This window comes from Corynebacterium tuscaniense (assembly GCF_008693065.1).
Classification (GTDB): Bacteria; Actinomycetota; Actinomycetes; order Mycobacteriales; family Mycobacteriaceae; genus Corynebacterium; species Corynebacterium tuscaniense.
Genome location: NZ_VXKH01000214.1, coordinates 1 through 518 on the forward strand (window position 1 = coordinate 1; position 518 = coordinate 518).

General features: G+C 50.8%; 1 protein-coding gene. It reads right to left on the reverse strand.

Annotation, left to right across the window (positions count from 1 at the left end):
- The coding region (locus F4V54_RS11340; RefSeq protein ID WP_150387198.1) for a hypothetical protein at window positions 1-436 on the reverse strand (436 nt) is incomplete at its 3' end.
- Window positions 437-518: the final 82 nt, after the last annotated feature.

The following is a 518-nucleotide window of genomic DNA, read 5'->3' on the forward strand; positions in this document are numbered from 1 at the left end:
CCCTTTCCCAGGCATCCTCATCACTAATTTCAAATACCCGCCGAACGACGGCAAGATTATGGATCACCTCCCCAGTATTCCAATTCAAGGAATCAATGAGGAATCCAACACCCTTAATGTTTTTCGACTCCTCGAGGAGGCGCCGGACAACTGCACAACGATCGATCGCCCAAACTTGAACATAATAAGCATCGATCACATTCTCTTTGGTGAATTGAGAAACCGATTGGGGATCTCCATACCGAAGAGTGCCGAACACATTCCGCGCCCACCTCACTTCCCCCGACGTAATATCTCGAAGAGCTTCAACCCCAAACGTGCGCGCCGCAACACGGTCCGCGCGCTTCGCCAAACCATAACTCCATACGGAGTAAACGATTGCGACCATTCCGACAATTGTCGCAACATCGGCGAAGACCTCGATGACCTTCGTCATCCCACCCTCCAACCTGCACACAGGAATCTCGACTTTACTTCTTAAAGAAGACAGTCCAACGGTCGTCATGTCAAGAGGCTCA